The following is an 18,339-nucleotide window of genomic DNA, read 5'->3' as shown; positions in this document are numbered from 1 at the left end:
TGAGATAAAACCACCACCTGCGGCGCCTTGAGGCAAGGCGAGCTTAAACAAAACGAGTCGAGCAACGATCATGGAATACGACGAAAAATTGATTGAAGAAGCCGTACTCGCCCTGTTGGCAGCCTTCAGTTCTGATAGCGGCAACGCCTGGAAAGGTTTCGACTTCGAGGTCATGAACCGATTGCATGAACAGGGTTTTATCAGTAATCCGGTGAATAAGAACAAGTCGATCTGGTTGACGGAGCAAGGGCTGGAACGAGGTCGGCAAATAGCCGACCGTTTGTTTGGCGTAAGGTCCGACGAGCAGACTGTAGCTGACTCGGATGCCTGACTCAGGACTATCCGAAACGGCTTGTTGCCTGGCTCACAATAGGATAATGCGTTGCAGGGCTCTTTCAATATGTCAGATGAGGCTAAGGAGCCATGCCGAACTTGCCGCTCTCAGGGGCAGCACTTTCAAGGTCTTTGATAAAATCCCACAAAACTCAGTCAGGGTGACGAAAGCGATGTGGGCAGAAGTTCTAGCGCGGTTTGAGGCGTTGGTTGCACACGCCGCTCTTCACTTTCAGAAGATGCGTCTTTCCACCGATACTTCTGGAGGCGATGTGTTTTACCTGCGCTGCGGCTTCATGCGAACAGAAGATGTCCATGCCACCCACATCATGGAGCTGCTCAACCCCTGACCCGGCGGCTTTCGGCCAGAGGCAGCCCATCGCGGTCGTCAACGTTTGACGACAACGCGTTGCTCTTGCACTCTGTTTTGCGCCCTATTTCTTCACTAGGCTTCCCTATGTCATTCGCTACCGTAGTACTGCTTGACTCCTGGCCACAGCCAAGTACATCGCCCGAACCCATCGTGTTTGCCACGGACACGCAGCTATGTTTACGGTATTACGCCGCTGGGGAGCAAATAGCTGTAATCCATTTTCCCCTAGTTAAAAAATTTCAGTTCGGCTCACCAAACGACGAGGCTTTGGGCGGCCATCCGCTTATTGGACTTGGCCTCAAGCATTACCAAATTCATCGAATAGATAATTCTCCTTGGCTAGCAGAGCTTGAGCAGAGAAACGCCATTCATCCGCGACATGATAAACAGCGGTTTCTAAAAGATGCCATCCATTATGTCTTTACGTTTCAGGACTCTACCCTGGAGTGCATCATAATTGAGGGGCAGTTCTGGCATCCAAAAGTACAAGTCTTTACCTCGGAGCAGAAGGCAAGGGATGTCTGGCGCGAACTGGTAAATGACGTGGGCGCATGATCCCAATAGTCACGAGAGGCCGCTTTGGCTCGAAAGCAATCATCCACGACCGGCACCCATCGACCCGGAGCTGCCCAAGTCAATGGCGCGCCTCATCAACTGCCACCATCGGTTAGAATCCGCAGCTTATTTCGACAATACTTGCTACAAACGAGGAAATGCAATGACAAGGATGGCCGTTGTTTTCACTTTACTGAGTTGCATGGCGTCGACCTCTGCATTGGCGGCGTCTGATTGTCCGTTTCCGCAGGGAATGCAGGCATCCATCGGTGCGTCGAAGGAAGTTATTGCGGCCAGGCAAGCGGGCGTCGCCAAGGATGATCTGCTCACCAAGATTTCCCCCGCGGCCAACGGGCAGATGTCCCAGATGCTAAAGAGTATCGTCGACGAGGTTTACGATTATCCGGTACTGCTGCCCGAGGTGTACGCCGCCTTCCGGTTCGAGCGCTGCTTTGTTTCGCAGCAGCACGCCGAACAGGTCGCGGCGATGAAATTTGCCGATGCCTATCCGCTGCTGAAGAAATGCGAACAGCTCGACCCCCAAGGGGCTCGACCGCCTTGTGCAATGCGCGTAGTGCATACAGTGACCGGAATTCCCGAGTAAACGATCCGTTAATGTGCTCGCGGAATGCATGCGGTGTTGCTGCGTCCTTAAATCGAGAGCGAGAGGTCGCCTCCATTCTTGTCCGCCTCGAAGCCCGCTTCATTACCTCAATTTAATGACAGCTTTGGACCGAAAACAGCCATGAGTCAGATCTCCATCTCAAACCAAGGGACCTCCGTGCACATTCGTTGGCTGAAAGCTCTACGCCCGTTCTCATTGCTCCTCCTGATGTTTGGCGCTGAGGCCGCTCTGGGGGCGGCGAGCGACAAGGCGGTTAGCCTTTTCGAGGCAGGGCGGTATCAGGCGACGATTGAGGAAGCGGATCGCGTGCTTGCAACCGAGCCTGCCAACTCCGAGGCGTTGAATATCAAGGCGCTGGCAGTCTCCGTGCTGGGCGATGACCGTACTGCGGTCGTCCTGGTCACCCAGGCACTGGAGGCGGCTAAACAGAACGGACAGGCCTCCATTGCGCAACAGGCGACCTACTGGAACAGCCTCGGCTATTTTCACGAGCGACTACGCAATCTCGACATTGCCCTTGGCTACTATGAAAAATCCTTGAAAATGCGCCTCGCGGTACTCGGCACGGATGACCTGATGATTGCCGACAGCTACAACAACCTCGGTACCGCGCAGAGCAAACTGGGTCGATATGAAGAGGCCTTCGAAAACCTGCGCAAAAATATCGCGTTGAGAAAGCGACTGCTGGGCGAACACGACGCTTCGGTAGCCGTCTCACTGAACAACTTGGGCAATGCCTATAACCTTCAGGGCAATCACGAGGCGGCACTGCCACTTTTTCAACAGGCACTGGATATCGACATGGCCCTGCATGGTCCCCGTCATCCGACGGTCGCCATTCGCTGGAACAACCTCGGCGACGCCTATCGTGGCCTGGGCCAGTACGACAAAGCTGAAGCCTTCCTGACGATGGCGCTGAACAGTGACCGCGCAACTTTTGGAGAGAACCACCCCAAAGTAATTTTGCGCCACTTCAACCTTGCAAGAGTCTACGAGGCTGAAGGCGACACCGCCAAGGCGCGCGCCGCCTACACAAAGGCGCTTCAGATACTCAGGCAGGTCGACCCCGATGACTTGGCGCAAATCCGCTATTTCGAAGAAAAACTGCGGACACTGCAAGGCTAGTGTATGTAGGTCTTGGGCGCGTCGGAGAGAACTTGCGGGTTGCGTGCCAGTTCTCGATGGCCGGGGTTTTGGCCCAGGCAGCGATGGGTTGCTGGCGGATGTCGACGGCCACCCACCAGGATTTTTCCACGGCGGGGCCCATCTGCCGGAGGTTAGCGGTGGTGTTCTGGATCTTGGCGATCTCATCGCCCTGGGCTTGCGGATGCGCCGGCATCCTGCATTCAGGGATTGGCTTTCATCCGCCCCAGAACCGCCGTGCGCAGGCATTGCCAGGCGATAAACCCGATAATCAACACCTCGGCCACCCCCAAAAACACATTGAATGAAAACGCGACCGGTTGTTCGGCCCAGTAGAACGTCGTGTATCCCGATTTGCCGCTGATCCGCAACCTCCCGGTGAGCACCGCCGGCACCAGTGCGACGATCTGATTCAAATCCAGCACCGCCAGAAAAGCGCCCGCCAGCGTGAGCAGGGCGCGTGCGGGAATACCGAGTTGTTCGGTCGATTCAATCGTCGGCATGGGGCCTTGGGCTTTGCGCCGCCTGGCGATCTTCGCGGGTGTCGGAGTGGGCCGATAGGGTGCCGGCTGACCGACCGCGGAGCCAATGATGACCTCGGCTGGCACCGCCACGTTCAGGTAGTCGGCCAGCTCCCGCAGCCACGACTCGGTGCGTTTGCTGCCTGGCACCACCGGAACGTGATCGGTGGTCAAACGGTGCTCGCTGCCATCTCGCATCACCAGCCACAGCTGGGTATAGGCGGGCTCGGCCTGTTCGCGTCGACGCAGCTCCAAGGCGCGCGGGTTATCGAGGTTGAATACCGACTTCACCTGCTCGCGACGCCCGAAAAAGTTCTGCGTGCGGCGCTTGCCTTCCCCGTCGACGCGTGACAACAGCAACGACTCGCGCGAGCCCATGTACACCATCAGGGACAGGCCCAGGGCAGGCATCAGCAGCAGCGCCAAGATTAACAGCAGGGTCGACAGGGGATTCAGGTCGGCCAGTTGCGCTTGCCATTCGGTAAGCCAGAACCCAACGCAGGCTACCGGCAGGATCAAGGCGATTGCGCCGGTCAGCAGCATAAATGCGCTTTGCACAAGGTTGCGTGAGTGGATGTGCAGATCGCCGTTGGCGAGGTGTTCGAAGCGGTGGCCGATTAGCATGTCGAGATCCATAGGCGCCGGGCTCAATACCGCTTCAGGGGCCGGCAGGCTGGGGGCGAGGTTGATGCCGCGCAGAATACCGTATGCAGGGCCTGCTTTCTAAGCGCGCATACCCATCCAGATGACAGCCTCCGTCCATGCGGTCACCTTCGGTGCCAATACCCAGGGGTGGTTTCCGGGCTCGCCGACACCCTGTCATCGTCCCCCGTGAAACAAACAGATGCCCGCTGAACGTTGCTTAGAGTGAGCCAGCTGTGAAATTCATCTTCAGTTCTGTGGTCTGTACAACAATCCCGTAAAGGACTGGTTCCAATGTCTATTCGCCGTACCCTTTGTTTTCTGACGCTGCCGTTATTTGCCGGCTGTCAGTATTTTCCTCATTTCCATTACTTCAAAGCGCCTGAAAACGAGCCGAACCCCGCTTGGGTCAGAGTCGTCAACTTCACTCAGCATGCCGATATTTATCAATACGAGAACGGCGTGCGTTCGGGAGGCTCCGTCCGCACGGGGCCTCTTCCATTTACCCACACGCAAGACGTGGGCATGCCCAAGGCCGGGCAGAATTTGACTTCCGACTACTATGAAACACCCATAAGGCCGGGCATCGAGACGCAGGTGAGTATGTTCTGGAAGGGCTCGCGCACACGCTCGTGCTACGTCACAACTCAATTCACGCCACAGGCCGGGCGCTACTATCAATTCAGGCTGACATCCGGTTCGGGGGGGACTTGTACGTTGTATCCGTCGCTGATCGAACGCGATAACGACGGGACCGGATGGCATCTGACGCCCAATCCTGAGGTCACGTACATGGGCGAGGGGCCTACAGCCAAAATGCATTACGACAATAGCCGCTTTGAAGACCCCAATTACCACCCACCTGCGGATCTCTATCCCGGCATCGACGTTAACTGAAGGGGGGATTTCGTAGATCGAATGGGCTCGTCTGGCCGATAGGAGCCCGTAACCACTGGGAGCATTGACGAAGTTGAGTCAGGCATATGCCGGCGGAAGCCGCGCTGCCACTTGCCCCCAGCATCTTCTGATTTCTCTGATAATGCCGCTGTCACCCAGCTTGTTCGTAGAGACCTCACATACCGACAAATGCTCTAACAGCCATTCATCTGTCCATCCCGCCCATTCACCTGTAATGGACTTGAGGTTGCCTTCAAGCACAGGGAAAACTTCACCCCAAAGGATGCTGTGAATGTCTTGGGGCGCATAGCCTGTTTCCAGGACCACGCGAGCGACGTAGTCAAAAGTCGAGTCGGTGATTTCAGTATCGAGAAAAAACTCTGAAAGTGCCTGCCAGATCTTCAAGCGGTTTGCGTCGACAGTTTTCATGCAATATCCCGAAGCTTGGAGGGCGCCCAACGGCTAGAAGGCATAGTAGCCGAAAGCGTTCAGACAGATATTCGCTGTCAGGACGGGCCGCTTTCGACCCAGAGCGGACACCAGGCGATGGATGCTCTTGGCCAATAGCCGTGATCAAGCAACCAGCGTAATCTTTCGGCCTTCTCGCACAATTGAGGCAAACAACAGATGACGGAACAGCTTTGCGTTGTATTCATTCCGGCGCTTTCGGTGGCTTTGCAAAGCGCCGAAACGAAAAAAGGCTCCCCGCTTACAGAGTCCGAGGCACTCAAAATCCGTGATCAAGCGACGTGTGTTGCAGTTCCATTCGACGTCGCCCTGGATATGGCGAACGAACGTGGTTTCCGGGACTTAGTTGCCGAGGACTGCTGGAATGAATGGCAGCGACTACGGCTCTTGATGAAGAATGACTCTCTGAATTGCACCAATACTCAGTCATAAGATGCAGTCTTGACCTGCCCATTGTTGCCGAAATGAAAGGCAGCTCTTGGCCGAATTCAATCGGTCGTCACAGGCAGAAAACGGCCAAAAGCAGACCCTCAGAGTATGGAGGTGCGTGTTTGAGTCAATATTTTCGATAATGCTAGGCAGTTACAGAGGGATGAACTATCTGGAATCCTGCTATTAGCCGACTAAACCCAAATGGTATTTAGGGCATAAATCATGCGCTGCTATCTGTGATGCAACGACTCCAATCGCCATGAGAGCACGCAGAAGATGCCGGCCATTGGCTATCACTACTGATATTCATGGGATAAGATTAAATCGTGGTGAGTGAAATGTTGCCAAAGCGAATACGTTCGAGAGCGCTCCTGGACATTCGCATAAGCAGTTAACTATTGATTGATAATGGATTAATTAGTAATGAAGTTGACCCTTTTGCGTCCTTACAAATCACTAAAGACATTTGAAAGTGTAGAGCTACCAGACCTCACTATAATCACAGGTACTAATGGTGCGGGTAAGAGCCAGTTACTGAAGGCATTGGATGAAGGAGCGCTATCAATCGAGGGGGTCGCACATTCTCCGCATAACCGTTTGATTCGGTTGTTTGACGCAACAACATTGATTCCCTCAGATACAGGAGCGTTTGCTAGCATTCAGAGCAAACAAGAAAGAGACGGGACTTGGAACCACATACTTGGCTTGATCAACAATGCAAAGCCAGGAATTGAATCATACCTGCTTCAGTGGCCCGAACTCTCCAAGCTTGATTTAAAAAAATTGGCAACACTGACTATTTCAGAATTACTAAACTACGGAATTCCATCGGATCAAGTAGAAATCACACATCAAAACATCAAAGACAATTTGAACGCCCACAGCCAAAATGTCGCATCAAGCTTTAACTCAAGCAACCCAGCAATCAATTCGAGACTGCTTGATAAAATCACAGCCAAATGCAAAGTTCCGCTTATTGCGTTCGACATGGATTTATTTTACGAACATTACCCAATGGCATGGCAGCCCGTGGAGTTATTTCAACAATCATTCGCCAGGCTTTTCTCTGAATACCAAGGAGCTTTTCTGGCAAATGAATTTAACACCTTTCGTCGTGACATCCGTGGCGCTAATGTGTCGGCATTAAGTGACAAAGAGTTTTTTGAAAAAAATGGATCACCTCCTTGGGAATTTTTGAATAATATTCTAGAAACAGCTAACCTTTCATTTAGAATCAATAAACCTGACGAAGATAATGATCGCCCCTATGAGCCAATCCTCACAGACTTAGTCACAGGCGCACAAGTAAAATTCAATGACCTTTCCTCAGGCGAAAGGATTCTAATGTCGTTTGCATTGTGCTTATATTATACAAGGGAGTCAGGCGATAGAGTAAATTACCCCCAAGTACTTTTATTTGACGAAATCGATGCTCCCTTGCACCCGTCAATGACCAAGTCACTTCTCGACACCATTCAAAAGGTATTGATTAGCGAGCGCAAAATAAAAGTAATTATGACCACGCACTCTCCGTCAACTGTAGCGCTCTGTCCGGAGGATGCCATATTTATAATGACAAAGGAAGGAAGCAGTCGGCTTAGAAAAACCAATAAAGACAGCGCACTATCGTTGTTGATGTCGGGAGTGCCGAGTATAAGTATCAGCTACGAAAATAGACGTCAAATTTTTGTAGAGAGCCATCTGGACGTCCAATATTACGATCAGATTCTTAGAAAAATTAAATCCAGGTTACACCCGGAAATATCGCTGAGCTTTATTGCATCCAGTAATTCAAAAATCGGTGGATGCGATCACGTTAAGGATATTGTAAGGCAGCTATCTACCCATGGAAATCCGACAATCAGAGGTTTGATTGATTGGGACACGACCAATCACCCAAATGATAAAGTGGTAGTTCTCGGCCACAACCGTCGTTACTCTATAGAGAATTACATTTTAGACCCCTTATTAATTGCAATGCTATTATTTCAAGATAAGAGCATTGAAAGAAGCGAGCTCGGAATGGAGGAGCATGAAGGGAGCGCCGACATATTGAAAATGACTCACCCACGACTACAGCACATTGCAGACTATATTGTTTATAGTATTTTGCCTGGAGCATCTGGCGATGACGTCAAAAAATTAAAATGCGAGTACCTTGATGGACAATTTGTATTCCTACCAGAATCTTTCATGTTAATGCAAGGGCATGAGCTTGAAGAGTTACTGAAGTCAAAGCTTGATGGCTTGAAACGCTATCATCGGACTAACGACTTAAAAACAACAATTTTGAAGCGTGTCGTTGACGAATTCCCTTCACTTATACCTATTTGCCTGCTTGACGCCTTCAAAAACCTACAGGAGCCAATTCACACTTAAGATCCACAGCCTCACATCCCTTTAGACGGCGGCAATCCTCTATTTGCCGCTTTGCCCCCCCCCCAGCACTTTTTATATGTACAGTTGAAATTGCGACCAAGTTAATCGCCACTATTTTCGTAGACACGCCAAGTGATTGCCTTAGGCCGTATGAGACTTCGGACGATTGTCCGCTTTTGGCCGAAAGCAACCCCTCTCATCGCAAACCGGTCTACTATGCCTCCCCCGGCAGTGGTTCCAAGCGCTACCGACTCAACTGTTAAAGGTATCGCAATGTCCATCGATCAAATATCCCTGCCCAAAGGCGTAGGCCCTCACGCCACCAAGCTCCTCGACGCCATCACCGGCGCCGCCACCCATGAAGAACTCAACCGCGCTGGCGGCAAGGCCGAGGGGTTTGTGCTCGGCCTTGAATCCACCAAAGCCATCAAAAGCCAGATCGCCGAGTCGTTGTATGTGGCCTATGACGACGCGGCGAGCAATCGGGCGAGTGAGTTGAAGGGCTGATGATCAGCCGGGGCAGGGCGCTTTGCGGTCCAGAAGTCTGGCGGTGAGAAGTACGCCCAGTTCGCTCAGTTGGTGAATGGCCAGGGCGATGTCGCGGTGTTTGCCGTTGAGGTCTTCGGACAGGTCGAGCAGCAGGGTGCTGACGCTGGTGAAGGTTTCATAGCTGTTGGTGATGAGGGTTTCGTGGCTGGCGTTGGGTGCGACGCTGAAGAGGGTGGTTGAAGCGTTAACCATTGTTAAGTTCCTTGCTTGAGGCCACTGCCCAGTCGCTACTAAACAAGAGGGCGGTAGCTGTACGCAGGTTAGTAGACCGGTGGAACCTAACAAAACCGGCGCGCCCGAGGGCGCCCTGCGCACAGCCACCATCAAGCACAGACGGGAACGTCTGATGAGATGAAGCTTGTGCACTTGTTAGGTTAAACCGTGGGCTACTAAACCCGATCCCCGAGATGTCGGCGACCGAGCCACCTTAGAGACGGCTACCCAGGTGCACAAGTCGACGGATTCTGACGCACGCGTAGGCAATGGAGCAAGTTGGAGTCGCTCGATTTTCGCTTGTGAGATCTTGTACAGTCAGCCCCTGGACAAGGACTGCTTACCAAGGACGCACCATGACATTGACCGTCGACACCTTCCTCGAACTGGCCATGGCCAACCCCATCAACGTCGAAATCACTGCGCGTCTACCCGGCCTCGGTGTGGAGCAGTGCATGCTCACGGCGGGCTGTCTGTTCCAGGCGGTTTGGAATCATCAGATGAATCTGCCGGCCGATCAGGGGGTAAAGGACTACGATGTTTTTTACTTCGATACCGACCTGTCCTACGAGGCGGAAGATGTAGTGATTCGCAGGGCTGAAGGCTTGTTCAAGGACCTGGGCGTGAATGTGGAGGTCAAGAACCAGGCGCGGGTGCACCTTTGGTACGGGCAGCGGTTTGGTCGGCCTTACCCGCAATTGCAATCGGCCCGGCAGGGGGTGGATCGTTACTTGGTGGCGGGGACGTGTATCGCATTGGACATCGCCACCGGTGAGGTGTATGCGCCGTATGGGTTGGCGGATGTGGAGCAGGGGGTGTTGCGGATCAATCCGTTGCATCCGGAGCCGGCGCTGTTTGCTGAAAAGGCCAGGAGTTATCAGGCGCGGTGGCCTTGGCTCAGGATCGTGGAGCCGTCAGTCGAGCAATGAGGCCATTACTTCACGTTGATTATCCGGCAGTGAGGTTAAGTAACCCTCCCAGCCCGGCACTGGCCGCCACCACCAGCCACGGCGGCAACTTCCAGACCATCAACGCCACCAGTGCGAGCGCGGCCAAACCGAGGTCGTAGACGCTGAAGATCGCGCTGGTCCACACCGGGTGATACAGCGCGGCCAGCAGCAGGCCCACCACGCCGGCGTTCACGCCCGCCAAGGCCGCTTGGGTGCGCGGGCTGCGGCGCAGGGTTTCCCAAAAAGGCAGGGCGCCGAACACCAGCAGGAACGACGGGGCGAAGATAGCCAGCAGGCAGATCAGGCCGCCCAGCCAGCCGTTCGGGGCCGGCTGCATGGCGGCGCCGAGGAAGGCGGCGAAGGTGAACAGCGGGCCGGGCACGGCTTGGGCGGCGCCGTAGCCGGCGAGGAACAGGTCGTTGCTGAGCCACTGCGGCGGCACCACTTCGGCCTGCAGCAACGGCAGCACCACGTGGCCGCCGCCGAACACCAGTGCGCCGGCGCGGTAGAAGGCGTCTACCAGCGCCAGGCCTTGGTTGGGCAGCGTTTGCGCCAGCAGCGGCAAGGCCATCAGCAACAGCACAAACAGCAGTAACCACAGGGCCCCGGTGCGACGGCGGAGGGGCATGGGCAGTGCTTCGTGTTCGGCGTTTGGCGTGGGGGTTAAAAGCAGCAGGCCGATCACGCCGGCGACGACGATCACGCCCACCTGGCCCCAGGCCGAAGGCGCCAGCAGGGCCACGCACGCAGCGATCAGCATCAGGGTGATCCGGGTCGCGCCCTGGCACAGGTTGCGCGCCATGCCCCACACGGCTTGGGCGACCACGGCCACCGCGACGACTTTAAGACCGTGCAGCACGTCGAGCGGCAGGGCGTTGCTGTGGTGCGCAATGCCCAGGGCGAACAGCACCAGCAGCAGCGCGGACGGCAAGGTGAACCCGGCCCAGGCGGCCACGGCACCGCCGTAACCCGCCCGCGACAGGCCCAGCGCGATGCCGACCTGGCTGCTGGCCGGGCCGGGTAAAAACTGGCACAGCGCGACCAGGTCGGCATAGCTGCGCTCGCTGAGCCAGCGCCGCCGCGTCACGAACTCGGCGCGAAAGTAGCCGAGGTGCGCGATGGGCCCGCCGAACGAGGTGAGGCCCAGGCGCAGGAAGATCAGGAATACCGACCAGGGGGTGTTGGATTGATCGGCGCGGGTATTGGTCACGGCTGGGGTCTCTGGTGGTGCTCAAAAAGGGTAGAAGAGTGCCATTTTTGCCGCCGTCATTGAATTTATTTGCGGTAGTTCGAGTCACTCAAGCATAGCGTTACTTTCTACCCCTTCACCTCAAGGATCGACCATGACCTTCTTCATCTTCCTGCTCGCCTGCGCCGCCGCCGCCAGCACCGGCATTATCTTCAAGCCCGGTGCCTGGTACGAATCGCTGGTCAAGCCCAGCTTCACCCCGCCCAATTGGCTGTTCCCGGTCGCGTGGACGATCATTTACCTGCTGCTGGCCTGGGCCGGTTATCGCCTGAGCCTCATACCGGGCAGCGAAATGGTTCTGGCGCTGTGGGCTGCGCAAATTGCGTTGAACACGCTGTGGACGCCAGTGTTCTTCGGTGCGCATCGCTTGCTCGCCGGGATGGTGATCATCGTACTGCTGTGGCTCACCGTCGCGGCGATGGTGGTGTTGGCGGTGCGCCTGGATCTGATTACCGGCTTGATCCTGTTCCCGTACCTGGCGTGGCTGTGTGTGGCGGCGGCGTTGAATTTCTCGATCCTGCGCAATAACCGCTGATGGCTCTCCAACCGTGGCCGGCGAGCGAGGCCGAGCTGGCCCAGATGCGCCGCTTCAATCAAAAGCTTGCGTGGATGCCGCGCTTTAAAATCCGCAATCGCGTCACACCGCGTCTGATCCAGGCGCTGTTGCGTGCCAGCCAAACGTTCAGGCAGGCGCCCGTGGTCGAATGCAAAGTAGTGGCGGGCGTGCCCGTGCGCATCCTGCGCCCGAGCGGTAAGCCCAAGGGGGTGGTGCTGGATATCCACGGCGGCGGCTGGGTGATCGGCAATGCCCGGATGGACGACGACCTCAATCTCGGCATGGTCAACGCGTGCGACGTGGCGGTGGTGTCGGTGGATTACCGGCTGGCGGTGGATACGCCGGTTGAAGGGTTGTTGGAGGACTGCCTGGCGGCGGCGCGTTGGTTGCTCGGCGAGGAAGAGTTTGCGCATCTGCCGGTGGTCTTCGTCGGCGAATCGGCCGGCGGGCATCTGGCGGCGGCGACGTTGCTGGCGCTCAAGCAATGGCCTGAGTTGCTCAAACGGGTAAGCGGTGCGGTGTTGTATTACGGCGTTTACGATCTGACCGGTACACCGAGCGTGCGCCAGGCCGGGCCGCAAACGTTATTGCTGGACGGGCCGGGGATGGTCGAGGCGTTGCGCATGCTCACGCCGGGATTAAGTGATGAACAGCGCACGCAAGCGCCGTTGTCGCCGTTGTATGGCGACTTTGAAGGTATGCCGCCAGCGTTGATGTTCGTGGGCGAGTTGGACCCGCTCAAGGACGACACGCTGCTGATCGCCGAGCGATGGCCGCAGGCCGAGGCCCATCTGCTGCCGGAGTCGGCGCACGGGTTCATTCATTTTCCGGTGGCGATGGCGGATGGGGTGTTGGGGTATAGCCGAAGGTGGATCACGACGTGTATCGGTGCGTCAGGCCTATAGAGGTGATGCTGTCGGGGCCTGGGTCTAGGTACCTGCACAATTTTTAAACGTTGAAAATTCTCCCTGTGGTGAGCGGGCTTGTCCCGCGCTGGGCCGCGCAGCGGCCCCAATAAGATCGCCGCAGTGTGTCAGGATTAACCGAGGCGCAGGTTTTAGGGCTGCTTCGCAGCCCAGCGCGGGACAAGCCCGCTCACCACAGAGAAGATTTTCAGCTTTTAAAAATTGTGTGATACCGATGTCTACCGCAGACAAGCCAACGCCCATCGTTGATCTTTGGTGTTCTCGACGTCGTGATCGCTCAGTTGGAGCGCAACCGCAATATCCGCGCCCCATCAAACGGGTCCGTCAGATAATGCCCCCGCACCCCGAACGTCTCCTGCAACCGCTGCGGTGTGAGCACGTCCATCGGTTTGCCCAGCGCCACCAACCGCCCGCGATCCAGCACGGCGAGGCGATCGCAGGTCAGTGCCTGGTTGAGGTCGTGCAGCGCAATCAAAGTGGTCACCGGCAGCGCTTGCACGCCTTTCAGAATCGCCAGTTGATGCTGGATATCCAGATGGTTGGTCGGCTCATCCAACAACAGAATCTGCGGCCGTTGCGCCAATGCGCGGGCGATGTGCACGCGTTGGCGTTCGCCGCCGGAGAGGCTGCGCCAGGCGCGTTGGCTCAGGTGGGTGGCATCCACGTCGTGCAGGGCCTGGCGCACGATGGTATCGTCTTCGCCAGACCACGGGCTCAACGCCGACAGCCACGGTGTGCGGCCCAGCGCCACGGCGTCGAACACGCGGATGGCGTCGTCGGTGTCGGCCTGTTGCTCCACCACCGCCAACTGTTGCGCGATGGTGCGGCGCGTGAGGTCGCCCAGGCGTTGGCTGCCGAGTCGCACCTCGCCGCTGGCGGGCACACGCAAACCGGCGAGCAATTTGAGCAGGGTGGATTTGCCCGAGCCGTTCGGCCCGACAATCCCCAAGGTTTCTCCCTGTTGAACCTGCAGGTGGATATCGCGCAGTAACTCGGCGTCACGCACCTTGAAGCCCAGGCCCGTGCAACTGAGCACGGTCATCGCGCATTTCTCCGGCCAATCAGGATCAATGCAAACACCGGCGCGCCGACCAAGGCCGTGACTACACCGACGGGAATCACCTGGCCCTTGATCAAGGTGCGCGACAGCACATCAGCGGCGATCAAGAACAACGCGCCGCCCAACGCACTGGCCGGCAGCAGGCGCGAGTGCCCGGTGCCGAGCAACAGGCGCATGGCGTGGGGGATCACCAGGCCGACAAAGCCGATGGAGCCGACAATCGACACCATCACCGCCGTGACCAGCGCGGCGCAGCCCACCAGCACACACTGCACGCGGCGCACCGGGATGCCGAGGGACGCCGCCGAGTCGCTGCCGAAGGTGAACGCATCCAGCGCGCGACGGTGCCACAGGCACACGGCCAATCCCGCGACCGCCACCGGCACCGCCAGCCACACCGACGGCCAGCGCACGCCGCTGAGGTTGCCGAGCAGCCAGAACAGGATGCCGCGCGCCTGTTCCGAGCTGGCGGATTTGGTGATCAGGAACGCGGTGAGCGCATTGAACAGCTGCGAGCCGGCAATGCCCGCGAGGATGATCTGCCCGGTGCCGCTCAGGGAACCGCTGGCCCGTGTCAGCAGAATCACCAGCGCAAACGCCGCCATGGCCCCGACAAACGCGCCGGCCGACAGCGAAATCAAGCCGCCGCCCACGCCCATCAACGCCACCAGCACCGCGCCGGTCGAGGCGCCCGCGCTGATGCCCAGCAGGTACGGATCGGCCAACGGGTTGCGCAGCAATGACTGCAAAATCACCCCGCAGGTGGCCAGCCCGGCACCGCAGGCGGCGGCGACCAGGGCGCGGGTCAGGCGGTAATTCCACACCACGCCTTCGTCGATGGGGTCCAGCACGTAGCCGGCGTTCCACAGTTTGTTGGCCAGCACCTGCAACACCACCTGCGGTTCGATGGCGGTTTCGCCGATGGCCACGCCGGCAAGGACGGCGGCCAGCAGCAGCGCGAGGGCAAGTAAGGTACGGATCATTTGGACAGGTCGTAGCCGTCGATGGCCCCGGCCAATTGTTCAAGGCCATCAAAGGTGCGCAGGCTGGCCTGCAGCGCCAGGGCGTCGAGGATGATGATGCGGTTGTTTTTTACCGCGTCCATGTTGCGCGTGACCGGGTCGCTGCGCAGGAAGGCGAGTTTCTTTTCATGGTCGTCGGCGGGGTAGCGGCGGCGGTCCATGCGGGCGATCACCAGGAAGGTCGGGTTGGCCTTGGCGAGGGTTTCCCAGCCGACGGCGGGCCACTCTTCATCCGATTGCACCACGTTGTGCAAACCAAGGGTGTCGAGCATGAATTCGGGAACGCCCTTGTGGCCGGCCACGTACGGGTCGCTGGCCATCTCCGCGCTGGAGAACCACACCAGTGCGCTGGCCTGTTTCAAGCCCTTGCCTTGCGCGGTGGCGACGGACTTGGCCAGGCGCGCCTTGAGTGCATCGTTCAGTTGTTCGCCGCGATCCTGGACGTCGAAAATCTGCGCCAATTGGTGGATGCTTTTGTAGATTGTCTCAATGTGGAACTGCTCCAGCCGCGTGCCGTCGGCGCCCACCAGGTTGTCCTTGCCTTCGCAGTCGGAGGGCAGCACGTAGGTGGGAATCTTCAGTTCATGGAATTGCTCGCGAGTGCCGACCACGCCTTGCGGGCCGACCACCCATTCCAGCTCGGCGGCCACCAGTTGCGGGCGCTTGGCGATCACCGCTTCAAAGCTTGGCTCGTTGTTAGCCAGGCGTTCGATGCCGTCGTTTTGCGCCTTGAACTGCGGCAGCACGCTGTTGAACCACAGCGAGGTGCCGACCACGGTGTTGCCCACGCCCAGGGCGTAAAGCATTTCGGTGGCGGCCTGGCCGATGGTCACGCTGCGTGTCGGGGCTTGCTGGAAGGTGACGCTGCTGCCGCAGTTTTCGACGGTCAGCGGGTAATGAGCGGGGGCCGCGTGGGCCAGGGCACAGAAGCCCAGCCCGGTGAGCAGGGCGGTAACGTGTGGCAGCATGGGGCGATCTCCGTGTGAACCGTACGTGAAGCAGGGGAGGTACGGCTCGGAAATACGCCCTCGAACGCTGCCGCTCGGGCAGGCGAGGATGTCCTTCCCGGACACCCCGCCGGTAGTGATGTTGCTGGGCCGGCAGGTCTCCTGACTGATGCGTCGTCGCCTCGCTCCAGCCTTCCCGGACGGTGTCCAGTGGCGTTGAGGAGCAGGCTCGGCACCTACAGTTGCGGGGGCAGTTTCGATTGGCGCCGCGGGCGGCGCTTCGAATTCCCTATTAGTCCCGTGGGGGAACCGGCGGCGGTATGGTAGTTGATTCGGCGCGGGAGCGGGAGGTCGAAGTGAGCCCGGTCACACGCGAATATCTTCAGGCCCCCGGATCAGCGCTTCGATGCGCGTCCCGGTAGCGCGCTCTTCATTGCTGAACCCGTCGTAATCGGCCAGGTTGCCAAAGCGAATGCCGGTCAAGCCTTCGATCTGGATCACGCTGCGCTGGTAGGTTCTGAGCTGCCCGAAGACCAGGTCGAGCTGACCCAGTTCACGGCTTTGGTCGATCATGTAGGCGCTGGCTGAAGGCTTGCCATCGTCGCTCAGGTACGCGACGACTTTCCAGAATGCCTTGGGGATTTTGACGCCACGGTACAGGCGGTCGTCGTCGGCGAAGACCGGGCCGGTGAACACCGTGGCACGGGCTTTCCAGCGCTGGGTGTTGTCGAGGAGATAGTCTTCGAGTTCGAGCCAGGTCTTCTGGTTGAAGCCGCTCATCTGCGGTGAGCAGTTGGTGAAATGGAAGGTGTCGAGGTTGGCGGTGGTTGCCTCGTCGCCCCAGTTGGGGTCCTGGCGCCGTACCAGATGGCCGCGGTCCAGGCCGTTGCCGGCGTAGAGGTCCTCGCCCACTTGGGCGTCGAGCGGCAGGCGGCCGTCGTAGGCCCAGCTGTCGTTGCTGCGCACGATGTCCACATGCCGTGCGCCGTCGATGTTGACCCCCACATAGTGGGCCAGTCGTCGGGAGCGTGACATCGTGATGGAAAAGTGCGTGTAGTCCAGCCGTGGTTGCACGTCAGCCGCCAACGTTTCGTTGACCGTAGGCCATGGCACCACGAAACTGCCGAGGAAGTCTTCAGCGTAACCGCTGCGGTTGTGCAGGTCCTTGGCCGGCGTGGTGCGCGGCGTCGGGGCCCTGGCCTCCAGGAGTGTGGGAAAGGGCGCGATCAACGGGCGCAGATCGGCGAGCCTGGGGCGGTGGGACAGGTCGACATTGACTTTACGTGCGGGCATGGGCTGCTCCTTGCGGGCCTGAGATAAACATACTGCAACATAGGTTCATGACAATTTAGGCCAGGCACTGACAGCCGGACTATCCTGAAACGGTTATCCGGAGTTCACCACACGCCAGAATGGAGCCAGCTTATGTGTGTTCGCCACCACCGCAATCCGATTTTTTGCCTGATTCCTCCGTACATGCTCGATCAGATCGCCCGTCACGGTGATAAAGCCCAGCGTGAAATTGCGTTACGCACACGGGCCAAGGACAGCACATTCCGCTCGTTGCGCATGCTCGCCGTGCCTGCCCGAGGCCCGGCCCACATGGCCGTGGCCATGGGAGCGGGCAAACGCCGCTCAATCTACAGCGCCGACGGCACCGACACCCTGCCCGGCAAACTGATCCGCGGCGAGGGGCAGCCCGCCAGTGGTGATGCGGCGGTCGACGAAGCCTATGACGGCCTGGGCGCGACCTTCGACTTTTTCGACGAGGTATTCGACCGCAACTCCATCGACGATGCCGGCATGGCGCTGGACGCCACCGTGCATTTTGGCAAGGACTACAACAATGCCTTCTGGAACTCGACCCAGATGGTGTTTGGCGATGGCGACGGGCAGTTGTTCAACCGCTTCACCGTGGCCCTCGACGTGATTGGTCATGAGTTGGCCCATGGCGTGACCGAGGATGAGGCCAAGCTGATGTATTTCAACCAGTCCGGCGCGTTGAACGAGTCGCTGTCGGATGTGTTCGGCTCACTGATCAAGCAGCACGCGTTGCAGCAGAAGGCCGAAGACGCCGACTGGTTGATCGGCAAAGGGCTGTTTACCCAGAAAATCAAAGGCACCGCGCTGCGTTCGATGCAGGCCCCCGGTACGGCGTTCGATGACAAGCTGCTGGGCAAGGACCCTCAACCCGGACACATGGATGATTTTGTGCAGACCTACGACGACAATGGCGGCGTGCATATCAATTCCGGTATTCCCAACCATGCGTTCTATCAGGTGGCCACCCGGCTGGGTGGGTTCGCCTGGGAGCGCGCCGGTCGCATCTGGTACGACGCCTTGCGTGATGCGCGGCTGCGGCCGAACTCGGGCTTTTTGCGTTTTGCCCGTATCACTTACGATGTCGCCGGTCGGCTGTACGGCATCAACAAGGAAGAGCAGAAGGCGGTCAAGGACGGTTGGAAAGCGGTGGGCATCAATGTCTGACAAGCCGCCAGG

Annotated in this window: 21 protein-coding genes and 1 riboswitch; of the genes, 13 read left to right on the top strand and 8 right to left on the bottom strand. The window is 57.9% G+C overall.

Annotated elements, in window-relative coordinates; all coding sequences use genetic code 11:
* Window positions 1–70 precede the first annotated feature (70 nt).
* The 5 genes from PSH66_RS20120 (at window position 71) to PSH66_RS20100 (ending at window position 3,011) form a co-directional block, all read left to right on the top strand.
* A complete protein-coding gene (locus PSH66_RS20120) occupies window positions 71–331 on the top strand; it encodes a DUF6429 family protein (RefSeq protein WP_305427522.1) in 261 nt (86 codons plus the stop codon).
* Window positions 332–506: 175 nt separating this feature from the next.
* Window positions 507–683, top strand: a complete 177-nt coding sequence (locus tag PSH66_RS20115) for a hypothetical protein (RefSeq protein WP_370694813.1) — start codon at window positions 507–509, stop codon at window positions 681–683.
* Window positions 684–790: 107 nt separating this feature from the next.
* Window positions 791–1,261, top strand: coding sequence for a hypothetical protein (locus tag PSH66_RS20110; protein WP_305427521.1), 471 nt, complete (start codon window positions 791–793; stop codon window positions 1,259–1,261).
* 82 nt (window positions 1,262–1,343) lie between these two features.
* Entirely contained in the window at window positions 1,344–1,865 is a 522-nt protein-coding gene (locus tag PSH66_RS20105) for a hypothetical protein (RefSeq protein WP_305427520.1), read from the top strand.
* Between the two features lie 141 nt (window positions 1,866–2,006).
* On the top strand, window positions 2,007–3,011 hold the full coding sequence (locus PSH66_RS20100; protein ID WP_305427519.1) for a tetratricopeptide repeat protein: 1,005 nt from the start codon (window positions 2,007–2,009) through the stop codon (window positions 3,009–3,011).
* Window positions 3,012–3,232: 221 nt separating this feature from the next.
* Here PSH66_RS20100 and PSH66_RS20095 read toward each other — a convergent pair whose 3' ends face one another.
* Entirely contained in the window at window positions 3,233–4,174 is a 942-nt protein-coding gene (locus tag PSH66_RS20095; RefSeq protein WP_305427518.1) for a hypothetical protein, read from the bottom strand.
* A 312-nt stretch (window positions 4,175–4,486) separates the two neighbouring features.
* On the opposite strand from PSH66_RS20095, the gene PSH66_RS20090 reads away from it, so the two are divergent.
* On the top strand, window positions 4,487–5,089 hold the full coding sequence (locus tag PSH66_RS20090) for a hypothetical protein (protein ID WP_141063212.1): 603 nt from the start codon (window positions 4,487–4,489) through the stop codon (window positions 5,087–5,089).
* 78 nt (window positions 5,090–5,167) lie between these two features.
* Here PSH66_RS20090 and PSH66_RS20085 read toward each other — a convergent pair whose 3' ends face one another.
* Entirely contained in the window at window positions 5,168–5,518 is a 351-nt protein-coding gene (locus PSH66_RS20085) for a hypothetical protein (protein ID WP_305427517.1), read from the bottom strand.
* A 198-nt stretch (window positions 5,519–5,716) separates the two neighbouring features.
* On the opposite strand from PSH66_RS20085, the gene PSH66_RS20080 reads away from it, so the two are divergent.
* The 3 genes from PSH66_RS20080 (at window position 5,717) to PSH66_RS20070 (ending at window position 8,875) form a co-directional block, all read left to right on the top strand.
* Window positions 5,717–5,989 (top strand): hypothetical protein, encoded by a 273-nt coding sequence (locus tag PSH66_RS20080; RefSeq protein WP_305427516.1) that lies wholly within the window; start codon window positions 5,717–5,719, stop codon window positions 5,987–5,989.
* A gap of 423 nt (window positions 5,990–6,412) precedes the next feature.
* Window positions 6,413–8,368 (top strand): AAA family ATPase, encoded by a 1,956-nt coding sequence (locus PSH66_RS20075; RefSeq protein ID WP_305427515.1) that lies wholly within the window; start codon window positions 6,413–6,415, stop codon window positions 8,366–8,368.
* Window positions 8,369–8,641: 273 nt separating this feature from the next.
* A complete protein-coding gene (locus PSH66_RS20070) occupies window positions 8,642–8,875 on the top strand; it encodes a hypothetical protein (RefSeq protein ID WP_003175134.1) in 234 nt (77 codons plus the stop codon).
* Between the two features lie 3 nt (window positions 8,876–8,878).
* On the opposite strand, the gene PSH66_RS20065 is transcribed toward PSH66_RS20070, so the two are convergent.
* On the bottom strand, window positions 8,879–9,109 hold the full coding sequence (locus PSH66_RS20065; protein WP_003175133.1) for a DUF6124 family protein: 231 nt from the start codon (window positions 9,107–9,109) through the stop codon (window positions 8,879–8,881).
* A gap of 377 nt (window positions 9,110–9,486) precedes the next feature.
* Between PSH66_RS20065 and PSH66_RS20060 the strand changes: the two genes are divergently transcribed.
* A complete protein-coding gene (locus PSH66_RS20060; RefSeq protein ID WP_305427514.1) occupies window positions 9,487–10,059 on the top strand; it encodes a nucleotidyltransferase family protein in 573 nt (190 codons plus the stop codon).
* 19 nt (window positions 10,060–10,078) lie between these two features.
* On the opposite strand, the gene chrA is transcribed toward PSH66_RS20060, so the two are convergent.
* On the bottom strand, window positions 10,079–11,290 hold the full coding sequence (gene chrA / locus PSH66_RS20055; protein ID WP_305427513.1) for a chromate efflux transporter: 1,212 nt from the start codon (window positions 11,288–11,290) through the stop codon (window positions 10,079–10,081).
* 133 nt (window positions 11,291–11,423) lie between these two features.
* Between chrA and PSH66_RS20050 the strand changes: the two genes are divergently transcribed.
* Both PSH66_RS20050 and PSH66_RS20045 read left to right on the top strand, forming a co-directional pair.
* Window positions 11,424–11,864: a TspO/MBR family protein gene (locus PSH66_RS20050; RefSeq protein WP_078825459.1), complete on the top strand. Its 441-nt coding sequence runs from the start codon at window positions 11,424–11,426 to the stop codon at window positions 11,862–11,864.
* The gene (locus tag PSH66_RS20045) at window positions 11,864–12,790 is read left to right on the top strand and encodes an alpha/beta hydrolase fold domain-containing protein (RefSeq protein WP_305427512.1); all 927 of its coding nucleotides are present in this window, start codon (window positions 11,864–11,866) and stop codon (window positions 12,788–12,790) included. The genes PSH66_RS20050 and PSH66_RS20045 overlap by 1 nt, the downstream gene beginning before the upstream one ends.
* Before the next feature lie 298 nt (window positions 12,791–13,088).
* On the opposite strand, the gene PSH66_RS20040 is transcribed toward PSH66_RS20045, so the two are convergent.
* The 4 genes from PSH66_RS20040 to PSH66_RS20025 all read right to left on the bottom strand — a co-directional run bounded on the left by PSH66_RS20040 (window position 13,089) and on the right by PSH66_RS20025 (window position 17,133).
* The gene (locus PSH66_RS20040) at window positions 13,089–13,853 is read right to left on the bottom strand and encodes an ABC transporter ATP-binding protein (protein ID WP_305427511.1); all 765 of its coding nucleotides are present in this window, start codon (window positions 13,851–13,853) and stop codon (window positions 13,089–13,091) included.
* A complete protein-coding gene (locus tag PSH66_RS20035) occupies window positions 13,850–14,854 on the bottom strand; it encodes an iron ABC transporter permease (protein ID WP_305427510.1) in 1,005 nt (334 codons plus the stop codon). The genes PSH66_RS20040 and PSH66_RS20035 overlap by 4 nt, the downstream gene beginning before the upstream one ends.
* A complete protein-coding gene (locus PSH66_RS20030) occupies window positions 14,851–15,861 on the bottom strand; it encodes an ABC transporter substrate-binding protein (RefSeq protein WP_141063206.1) in 1,011 nt (336 codons plus the stop codon). Before PSH66_RS20030 ends, PSH66_RS20035 begins: the two co-directional genes overlap by 4 nt.
* Before the next feature lie 113 nt (window positions 15,862–15,974).
* A riboswitch (cobalamin riboswitch) is annotated at window positions 15,975–16,169 on the bottom strand.
* A gap of 37 nt (window positions 16,170–16,206) precedes the next feature.
* The gene (locus tag PSH66_RS20025) at window positions 16,207–17,133 is read right to left on the bottom strand and encodes a DNA/RNA non-specific endonuclease (RefSeq protein ID WP_141063205.1); all 927 of its coding nucleotides are present in this window, start codon (window positions 17,131–17,133) and stop codon (window positions 16,207–16,209) included.
* A 132-nt stretch (window positions 17,134–17,265) separates the two neighbouring features.
* On the opposite strand from PSH66_RS20025, the gene PSH66_RS20020 reads away from it, so the two are divergent.
* Entirely contained in the window at window positions 17,266–18,327 is a 1,062-nt protein-coding gene (locus PSH66_RS20020; RefSeq protein ID WP_305427509.1) for a M4 family metallopeptidase, read from the top strand.
* Window positions 18,328–18,339: the final 12 nt, after the last annotated feature.

The sequence above is a fragment of the Pseudomonas sp. FP597 genome (assembly GCF_030687435.1).
Taxonomy (GTDB): Bacteria; Pseudomonadota; Gammaproteobacteria; order Pseudomonadales; family Pseudomonadaceae; genus Aquipseudomonas; species Aquipseudomonas lactucae.
Note: the sequence above shows the minus strand (reverse complement) of the source record. Positions and strands in the feature narration are given on the sequence as shown.